Genomic DNA, 7,517 nt, shown 5'->3' on the forward strand with positions numbered 1-7,517 from the left:
CGGGCGTGGGGAGCGGACCGTACGGGATGATGGCGGGCCCAGTTCCCTCATGGGGGCCCGCCGTACCGTCACGGGTCTCGCACGGAAGGACCTCCGTTGCCTCAGCACACGAGCACGCGCCAGTCACCGGGCTCGGCCGGGATGGCCGAGCCCGAGGCGTCCCCCTCAGAAGGGGAGCTCGAACCGACCGTGGGAGAAGGGGCCGAAGCCCAGAACACGGAGTCCCAGGACACCGAGTCGGCGGAGAGCACCTCACGGGACGAGCCGGGGCCCCGGCTCACTGAGGCGGAGGCCGCGGACGCGGACGAACCCGGCGAGCAGGCCGACGCCGTCGAGGACACCGAGGTCGCTGAGGCAGCCGAGGTCGCTGAGGCAGCCGGTATGGCCGAGGCAGCCAAGGTCAATGAGGTCACCGAGGCAACCGAGATCGCCAAGGCCACCGAGGCCACCGACCCCCTCGCCGAACCTGCCACCCCCGCCGAAGCCCCCACCCCCACGACCGCCACGCCCCCCACTCGCCGCACCCCCCGCCTCCGCCGCCTCCGCATCTGGCGTGGCTGGCGTGCCCGGCACCCGCAGGCCTCCCGGGTCCTCACCCTCGCCGTCACGGCCCTCGCCGTCCTCCTCGTGCTCGCCGCCCTGGTGATGCCGAACCGTATGGAGAAGCTCCAGCTCGTGGAGTTCATGCGGATTCCGGTGGAGGGGCTGCTCGGGGCGGCCGTACTGGTGGCGTTGCCGCGGCGGGCGCGGGTGGTCACGGCGGCGCTCGGCGGGATCCTGCTGGGTGTCCTGACCGTGCTGAACCTGGCGGACATGGGCTTCAACGAGTACCTGGGCCGCGGCTTCAACGTGATCCTCGACTGGCAGTTGCTGGACGACGCCCAGTCGTACCTCGCGGACACGATGGGCGGCACCGTCGCTCTGCTGGCCGCCGTAGGCGTCGTAGCGCTGATCGTCGTACTCCTCGCCCTGATGGCGCTGGCGGTCGTCCGGGTCAGCACCGTCCTCGGCCGGAACACCGCTCGCTCCACCCGCGGTCTGCTGATCCTCAGCGCGACCTGGATGACGTGCGCGACCCTCGGCGTCCAGGTCTCCGGCGTACCGGTGGCCTCCGAGCACACCGTCGCGATGGCCAAGGACCGCCTGAACCGGGTGCGCGAGACCATCCGGGACGAGCGGGCGTTCGCGAAGGAGGCGAGGGCGGACGCGTTCGGCGCCACCCCCGCCGACCAGCTCGTGCCGGACCTGCGCGGCAAGGACGTCATCTTCACGTTCATCGAGAGCTACGGCCGCAGCGCCATCGAGGACCCGATCATGGCACCCGGCGTCGACAGCACCCTCGCCTCCAGCACCGAGGCGCTCGCCAAGTCCGGCTTCCACGCCAAGAGCGGCTGGCTTACGTCGGCGACGTACGGCGGCAGCAGCTGGCTGGGCCACTCCACCACCCTGTCGGGCCTGTGGATCGACAACCAGAGCCGCTACCGCACGGTCACCGCGGGCGATCACCTCACCCTCACCAAGGCGTTCCAGAAGACCGGCGCCTGGGACACCGTCGGCGTCATGCCCGGTGTGCAGAAGGGCTGGCCGGAGTCGAAGTGGTACGGCCTCGACAAGGTCTACAACGCCTTCCAGATGGGCTACAAGGGACCGAAGTTCAGCTGGTCGACGATGCCGGACCAGTACGCGCTGGAGGCGTTCCAGCGGCTGGAGCACGGCAAGAAGCGCGACAAGCCGCTGATGTCGGAGATCATCCTGACCTCCAGCCACCAGCCCTGGGGGCCGATCCCGAAGATGGTGGGCTGGGACGAGCTCGGCGACGGCTCGGTCTTCCAGGACATCGAGAAGGCGGGCAACAAGGCGGCGGACGTCATCGCCGACAGCGACAAGTCGAAGGAGGAGTACGGCAAGTCGATCCAGTACTCGGTGACCAGCCTCACCCAGTTCCTTCAGCGCTACGGCACCGACGACACCGTCCTCGTCTTCCTCGGAGACCACCAGCCGATCGCCCGGGTCAGCGGCGACCACGCCAGCCGTGACGTGCCCATCTCGATCGTCGCCAAGGACCCGAAGGTCCTCGACAAGATCGCCGACTGGAACTGGACGGACGGCCTGCGCCCCGCCACGGACGCGCCGGTGTGGAAGATGAACCTCTTCCGCGACCGCTTCCTGACGGCGTACGGATCGACTCCACACCCGACCAAGGACTAGGCAGACCGAGGCCCGGCAGACCGAGGACCAGGAACGACGCAGCCCCGCCCGAGCGCTTTGACCTCAAGTCAGGTTGAGCTTTTAGGGTCGGTCCCGTCCACCCCACACAGGCCAGGATGAAGGGACCGACCGTGGAGTACTCGCACAGCGACGCCGCACTCGTCCAGCAGCCCATCGGGTACTGGAGCTGGGCGGCCTACAAAGCCGTCGTGACCCGTACGCGAACCGCTCTCGCCGAGATCGGTACCACTCAGCCGCAGTGGTGGGTCCTCGCACAGGTCGCACGCGCCGATACCGTGAAAACGCGCGGCGAGGTGTCCAGCCTCCTCCGGAACTACCTCGACACGGGCCCGGAAGCCATGGAGTCGGAGATCGACCGGACCATCGCCCAGGGCTGGATCGCCGAGGACGCCGAAGGACGCCTGAGCACAACGGCGGAAGGCAGGGCGTTCTACGACAGGGCCGCGGCTCTCCAGGACGAGCTGTGGGCGGAACGCCACGCGGACATCTCCGACGAGGAGTACCTGACCACCCTCAAGGTGCTGCAGCGATTCATCCACAACACAGGAGGACGTGCCTGGCACCACTAGGGTCTTTCGTTTGGATCAGGCCGGATCAGGGACCCCGCGAGCCCGGCATGATCCAAACGAGAGGCCCCAGGCGCTGTCCTTGGCCGGCCACTCCTGGCTGCTGTCCCTGTCAGCCCCCCGAGGTGTCCAGCTCCGCGTCCTCGCTGACGCCCGCGCAGTCGTACGGGTCCTTCAGCCAGCCGTCCGGCAGCACCACACGGTTGTTGCCCGACGTACGGCCCCGGGGCCCGTCCGCGCCGACGGGCCAGGGCTGGTCGAGGTCGAGTTCGTCGAGGCCGGCGCGGAGTTCCTCCAGCGAGGACGTGATCGCGAGCCGCTTGCGCATCTCGGAGCCGACGGCGAAGCCCTTGAGGTACCAGGCGACGTGCTTACGGAAGTCGATGACTCCGCGTGCCTCGTCCCCGATCCACTCCCCGAGCAGCGTGGCGTGCCGGACCATGACGTCGGCGACCTCACGGAGGGTGGGCCGCGCGATGTCGTCGTGCCGCCCCTCGAAGGCGGCCACCAGGTCGGAGAACAGCCACGGCCGCCCCAGGCACCCACGCCCCACGACCACTCCGTCGCACCCGGTCTCCCGCACCATCCGCAGCGCGTCCTCCGCCGACCAGATGTCGCCGTTGCCGAGCACGGGGATCTCCGGCACGTGCTCCTTCAGCCGGGCGATCGCGTCCCAGTCGGCGGTGCCGCCGTAGTGCTGGGCGGCGGTACGGCCGTGCAGCGCGATGGAGGTGACGCCCTCCTCGACGGCGATACGGCCGGCGTCGAGGTAGGTGATGTGGTCGTCGTCGATGCCCTTGCGCATCTTCATCGTGACGGGCAGGTCTCCGGCGCCGCTGACGGCCTCGCGCAGGATCGCCCGCAGCAGGTTCCGCTTGTAGGGGAGGGCCGACCCGCCGCCCTTCCTGGTGACCTTCGGCACCGGGCAGCCGAAGTTCAGGTCGATGTGGTCGGCGAGGTCCTCCTCCGCGATCATGCGGACGGCCTTGCCGACGGTGGCCGGGTCGACGCCGTAGAGCTGGATGGACCGCGGCCGCTCACTCGCGTCGAAGTGAATGAGCTGCATGGTCTTCTCGTTGCGCTCGACCAGCGCCCGAGTGGTGATCATCTCGCTCACGAACAGGCCCTTGCCGCCGCTGAACTCCCGGCACAGGGTGCGGAAGGGGGCGTTGGTGATCCCGGCCATGGGGGCCAGGACCACGGGCGGCTGGACGGTGTGCGGGCCGATCTGCAGGGGCGAGGCGGTCGTGGGCATTCCCCCATTCTCACGTACCGGACGGGGTACGGCGAAATTCATTAGTTAGGCGTACTATTGAGATCATGCCCGAGCTCAGCCCACGCCGACGCCTGCTGGTCCTCCTGATCTGCTGCACGAGCCTGCTGATCGTGAGCCTGGACAACACGGTCCTGAACGTCGCCCTGCCGTCCATGCAGCGCGACCTGGACGCGTCGACGTCGGGCCTGCAGTGGACCATCGACGCCTACACCCTCGTACTGGCGTCGCTCCTGATGCTCGCGGGTTCGACGGCCGACCGGATCGGCCGCCGGAAGGTCTTCATGGCGGGCCTGGTCGTGTTCTCGGCGGGTTCCCTGTTGTGCTCCCTGGCGCCGAACCTGGAGCTGCTGATCGCGGCCCGGATGGTGCAGGCGGTCGGCGGCTCGATGCTCAACCCGGTCGCCATGTCGATCATCACCAACACCTTCACGGGCCCGCGCGAGCGCGCGAGGGCGATCGGGGTGTGGGGCGCGGTGGTGGGCATCTCGATGGCAGCGGGCCCGCTGGTGGGCGGCCTGCTCGTGGAGTCGGTCGGCTGGCGCTCCATCTTCTGGATCAACCTGCCGGTGGGCCTGGCGGCGCTCCTCCTCACCCTCCACTACGTCCCGGAGTCCCGAGCCCCGAAGGCCCGCCGTCCGGACCCGGTGGGCCAGCTCCTGGTGATCGCCCTCTTCGGCTCCCTGACGTACGCGATCATCGAGGCGCCGAACGCGGGGTTCGGGTCGATCGCGCCGTACGCAGCGATCGCCCTCGTGGCCCTCGCGGGACTGGTCCGGTACGAGCCCCGCCGCACCGAACCCCTCATCGACCTGCGCTTCTTCCGCTCGGCGCCGTTCAGCGGGGCGACAGTGATAGCGATCAGCGCGTTCGCGGCACTGGGCGGATTCCTGTTCCTCTCCACCCTGTACCTCCAGAACGTCCGCGGCCTGGACGCCCTGCACGCCGGCCTGTGGATGCTCCCCATGGCGGCCCCCACCTTCCTGTGCGCACCCCTCTCCGGCCGCCTGGTCGGCAGCAGGGGCCCGCGCCTGCCGCTGGTCATCGCCGGCTTGGCCATGACCACCAGTGGCGTCCTCTTCGCCGCCTTCGACGCCGAGACCTCCAACACCACCCTCTTCCTCGGCTACGTCCTCTTCGGCATCGGCTTCGGCTTCGTCAACGCCCCCATCACCAACACCGCCGTCTCCGGCATGCCCCGCACCCAGGCCGGCGTCGCCGCCGCCGTCGCCTCCACCAGCCGCCAACTCGGCCAGACCCTCGGCGTGGCGGTGATCGGGGCGGTGCTGGCGGCGGGCGTGGGCTCCTCCTCGTACCGTTCCACCTTCGTCTCCGCCGCGACGCCCGGCTGGTGGATCCTCACGGGCTGCGGCTTGGCGGTCCTGGTGCTGGGCGCGGTGACGACGGGGCCGTGGGCCAGGCGCACCGCCGAACGGACGGCGGAGCGCCTGGAGTCGGCGGAGGTGCGGGAGGCGGCGGGGGTCAGCGCGTAGGCGGATCCGGGGCCCCGCGGGACGGGTACGTCTTGGTGTTGCCGCAGAACGGAGTTCGCCGTGCCGCAAAGCACTGAGGAACACAGCGCACTCGGAGGCAAGCCACCCATCACCCGCGTGAACAACCCTGCGGGTCAATACATCCAGGACGTCGTTTCGTTTGGTGGCACGTTGGGCTTGTCGTGGAAGGTATTGCCGAACGCCAAGTAGTACTTCGTCAGGTTTGCGGGACTTGCCCGCGCGTTCGCCCGTTACGGGACACAATGAGGGGAGGCGGGCTGCTTGGGGCAGGTGGACCAGGGGAGGGGACGGAGTCGTGGTGTTCAATCTCGTGGCCACCGGGCTGTCGGTGGTGGCGCTGCTGGTCACGTTGTATTCGGCCGTCTCGCAAGCCGGTCTGCAGCGCCGGAGCAACCAGTTACCGGCGTACGTCGACCTGCTCGCGGACTTCCGCTCGGTGGAGTTCCACGACCGCTACTGGTTCGTGACGCAGCGGTTGCTCGCCGAGCACGACCCGGCACTGGGCCTTTCCGGGCTGCCGGACGACGTGCGCCGCCAGGTGTACGACATCGTGTACTACTACCAGAACATCGCGGTGCTGCGGCTGGCCGACATCGTGGACGACGAGATGGTGGCGCTGCTGCGGATTCGGGTGGTCAAGGTGTGGGAGGCGGTCGCGCCGTTCGTGCTTCGCGAGCGCGAGGTCATGGGTACCAACGGGCGGTATCTGCTGCGCGGTCTGGAGGACTTCGCGCATGACGCACAGCACATGCCGCACGACATCATCGACCGACTGATGCACGTCAGCCCGACCCAGCGCACCTGGTGGCGCCGCAGGGCCGTGCTGCGCCGCCGCGCCGCCCTGCGGCAGCTGACCGCGGCGCGCGTCCCGCCCCCGGCGGCGGAGTAGCGCCAGCGGCCACGGGAACCCATTCCCAAGCCTCGCCCACTGCGGCCCGTTGGGCTTGCTACGTGCTGTCCAACCGGGTCTCGGTGAAGAGAGGTTCGACAGCGCCGAGGGCCCTGATGCGCCGGCGCACTGGCCCCACCAGGCTGCTGGAAGGGGTTCAGGGCGCGGTCCGGGCCGTCGGGGACGGGCGTGTCGCCCTCCGGCATCCGCTCGCGCTGAGTGCCCAAGGCACGACGTAACCCCAGCCGCTACTGACTTCGGCTCGTCAGGGTGACTCTGGATCGTCGAGGGCCAGGCCGGTGCCGGCTATGAAGCCGTCGAGGGTGTCGGGCCGGTACTGCAGGCGCTTGAGCCGGTTGCGTACGAGGGCTTCGAGTCGGTTCAGGGCGACCCGCTGCGGGGCGGCAGCGCCGGGAAACGGTACGCATGCAGGCAGCCGAGCTGTTCGAGCAGAAGGGCGAGCCTGGAATCGGCCTACCAGTGGCACCAGCTGTGGCGGGACATGGGCGAGCGCGACTTCATCGCGCTGATCGACGGCGTCCACCACGGCGAGGTTGGCCAGGCTGCGCTTGACGTGCGCCCATATCCCCTCGACGGTGATGTGCGGGTCGGCCCGCTGCTCGGCGATGGTGTTGGTGTAGGTCACGCCGGGTGACGCGGGCACGGCGGCGCGGGCGGTACCGGCCGAGACGCCGGTGACGGTCGCGGCGGCCGAGCCGGCGATCAAGCCGAGGACCGTGCGGCGGGTGAACTCAGGTCTCACGGAGGACTCCCTGTGGTGCTGGCGGGGCGGAGGTTGCACCCGCTCGACGCACCGTCCCCTCCCATAGACGGCATGAGACGACAGAACTCATCGCGTGTTGCCAAGCTCACCCTTCGACCGTCGGCGGGCCAAGCGCCTGGCAGCGCAGGGCGCGGTCCCTGTTGACAACTGCCGTCACTCCCCTCCACCATCATTCCACTAATCGAGTAGTGGAATGATGGTGGAGGGGAGTGGTGGCCGTGGAGTACCGCATCGACAGGCGGAGCGGTGTCCCCGCCTTCCA

At 69.4% G+C, this 7,517-nt stretch carries 5 protein-coding genes and 2 pseudogenes; 5 read left to right on the top strand and 2 right to left on the bottom strand.

Annotation, left to right across the window (positions count from 1 at the left end):
• Positions 1-96 precede the first annotated feature (96 nt).
• Both AC067M_RS03790 and AC067M_RS03795 read left to right on the top strand, forming a co-directional pair.
• Positions 97-2,208 (top strand): LTA synthase family protein, encoded by a 2,112-nt coding sequence (locus AC067M_RS03790; RefSeq protein WP_478695320.1) that lies wholly within the window; start codon positions 97-99, stop codon positions 2,206-2,208.
• 131 nt (positions 2,209-2,339) lie between these two features.
• Positions 2,340-2,798: a MarR family winged helix-turn-helix transcriptional regulator gene (locus AC067M_RS03795; protein ID WP_478695364.1), complete on the top strand. Its 459-nt coding sequence runs from the start codon at positions 2,340-2,342 to the stop codon at positions 2,796-2,798.
• A 109-nt stretch (positions 2,799-2,907) separates the two neighbouring features.
• Here the strand turns inward: AC067M_RS03795 and dusB are convergent, their stop codons facing one another.
• Positions 2,908-4,050: a tRNA dihydrouridine synthase DusB gene (dusB, locus tag AC067M_RS03800; RefSeq protein WP_478695321.1), complete on the bottom strand. Its 1,143-nt coding sequence runs from the start codon at positions 4,048-4,050 to the stop codon at positions 2,908-2,910.
• Positions 4,051-4,115: 65 nt separating this feature from the next.
• On the opposite strand from dusB, the gene AC067M_RS03805 reads away from it, so the two are divergent.
• The gene (locus AC067M_RS03805) at positions 4,116-5,561 is read left to right on the top strand and encodes an MFS transporter (RefSeq protein ID WP_478695322.1); all 1,446 of its coding nucleotides are present in this window, start codon (positions 4,116-4,118) and stop codon (positions 5,559-5,561) included.
• Between the two features lie 319 nt (positions 5,562-5,880).
• The gene (locus AC067M_RS03810) at positions 5,881-6,471 is read left to right on the top strand and encodes a DUF4760 domain-containing protein (protein WP_478695323.1); all 591 of its coding nucleotides are present in this window, start codon (positions 5,881-5,883) and stop codon (positions 6,469-6,471) included.
• A 265-nt stretch (positions 6,472-6,736) separates the two neighbouring features.
• On the opposite strand, the pseudogene AC067M_RS03815 reads toward AC067M_RS03810, so the two are convergent.
• A pseudogene (locus tag AC067M_RS03815) lies at positions 6,737-6,862 on the bottom strand (IS630 family transposase); the annotation flags it as partial.
• Between AC067M_RS03815 and AC067M_RS03820 the strand changes: the two are divergent.
• Positions 6,850-6,979: pseudogene (locus AC067M_RS03820) on the top strand (IS630 family transposase); the annotation flags it as partial. The pseudogenes AC067M_RS03815 and AC067M_RS03820 overlap by 13 nt on opposite strands.
• Positions 6,980-7,517 lie beyond the last annotated feature (538 nt).

This window comes from Streptomyces sp. NPDC043427 (assembly GCF_056436655.1).